At 42.9% G+C, this 1,735-nt stretch carries 2 protein-coding genes; both read right to left on the minus strand.

From position 1 onward, the window contains the following. The coding region (locus tag ACTHS3_RS12350; protein WP_440368068.1) for an Imm43 family immunity protein at positions 1–473 on the minus strand (473 nt) is incomplete at its 3' end. Between the two features lie 9 nt (positions 474–482). Continuing rightward, positions 483–1,577 carry an RHS repeat-associated core domain-containing protein gene (locus ACTHS3_RS12355; protein ID WP_440368069.1) on the minus strand — a complete coding sequence of 365 codons (1,095 nt, stop codon included), beginning with the start codon at positions 1,575–1,577 and terminating at the stop codon, positions 483–485. Between the last annotated feature and the right edge of the window lie 158 nt (positions 1,578–1,735).

A 1,735-nucleotide genomic window follows, 5' to 3' on the forward strand; every position in this document is an offset into this window, starting at 1 on the left:
TTAGTGTATGCTTCAAGCGAAAAATCTTCTTCATTTAATCCTAAATCTGGGTAAACAATTTCATTCTCAATTTCCCAGCTAACTATTCTTATCAAATAATAGGTTTCATCTGTCAATAGCTCGCCTTTTGTATTGACAATCACTACCTTGCTCATGCCAAAATTATGTTCAAACCCGTATTTTTTAATAAATTCCAAAAAACGCTCTGACATAATAAAGAAGTCACTATATGGCAGAAAATCAAAAGTAACACTCCTTGCTTTTTTTAAGCAGACATAAACTTTTTCAGGCATTTTCGGGATTTCTTGTCCCTTTACAAACCAACTCCACGGAAAGTCAAAATCAGGATGCGTTTTCTTAGGGTTAAACTTCTCTGATATACCCACAGCTCCACTACTTACTCGTGGCAACCCCATTTTTTCTGCTTTATCCATGCTTTGTAGGGCATATCCCCATACTAGTAATTTTTTCATAATATCCTCCTAATCTAATCGTTTGGGCGAGTTGGTAGATCCGCACCCTCCAACGGATAAAGACTTACTTAAGCGTTTTTTCAACCTTTTTTGTAAATTCTGTACACGTTTTCGCGCTTGTGCTGCTGTAATCTTTCCTTGTTGAAATTCGCCTCTTATTTTTTGCAACTCGCGACTTACACTATCACTGTAGTTATTATGCGATCCTCGATGGAAAAATTCTCTAAGTGAACTTCGAGCATCTGCTTCAGTTGAAGGCATATACAGACCATTAGTCCAACTATCTCTGCCTAATCCTTTGCCTTTCATGCCAATACTGTTAAAAAATGCTTTGTTTTCTTTCCAAACCGCCTGTGGAATTAAATGGTGTGTCTGCCAAGAAGAAGCTGGACGGAACACTCCCTGAGATTCCATACTCTTACGCAAGCGATAGCCACTCTCCCCCAATGGGTCAATCCATTCTTGAGTATTTGGAGCAAACTGATACAGGTTATCCCCGCCCAACAACCCAATCGGGTCCTGATTCACAAACCGACCGGCCTCAGGCTCGTAATAGCGCATCAGGTTGTAATGCAGTCCGGTCTCTTCATCATAATACTGGTTTTGCAGTCGGAACGGCTGATGTGCATCCTTATAAACGCGTTCATCCTTTTTCAGACGACCCCAGGCGGTGTATTTGCCGTACCACAGAAGATTGCCGTGGATATCGGTCATCTCGCGCGGTATGCCGATTTGGTCGTTGTGGAAATAGGCGAGGTATTGTTTGCCATCTTTGGCGTTGTCAAAGATTTGCGCCAGCGGTTCGTAGCTGTCTTGGTCGGTGTAGATATAGGTATAGCTGCCTTTGTAGGTGTACTCCTGCAACAAGCTGCTGCCTTCCCAGACGAAGTGGGTGCGTTTCGGATCGGTACTCGTCCAGGCGAGTTTGTCTTGGCGCTCTTTGGAAAGGCGGCGTCCGAACGGGTCGTAGGCGTATGTCCAGATTTCGGTGTTGCCGACGGGCTTTTTGATTTCGGCGCGGACGAGTTGGTTTTCTAAATCGTATTGGTAATATTGGTTTTCGCCATTAGGCAACTGGCGGTAGATCAGGTTGTTAAAGAACAAATGGTTCAGACGACCTCAAAGAAGATATTGAGGCCGTCTGAAAACCTTGCGTTGGATTCAATGCTTTATCTAGATGGCGATTATCATGTTTTTTATTTAAGCATAGTTTAATTTAAAAACAACAAGCTTCCCCTCAGGATATTTACCTTCCCATCCAC

The sequence above is a fragment of the Neisseria sp. P0009.S007 genome, from assembly GCF_051962515.1.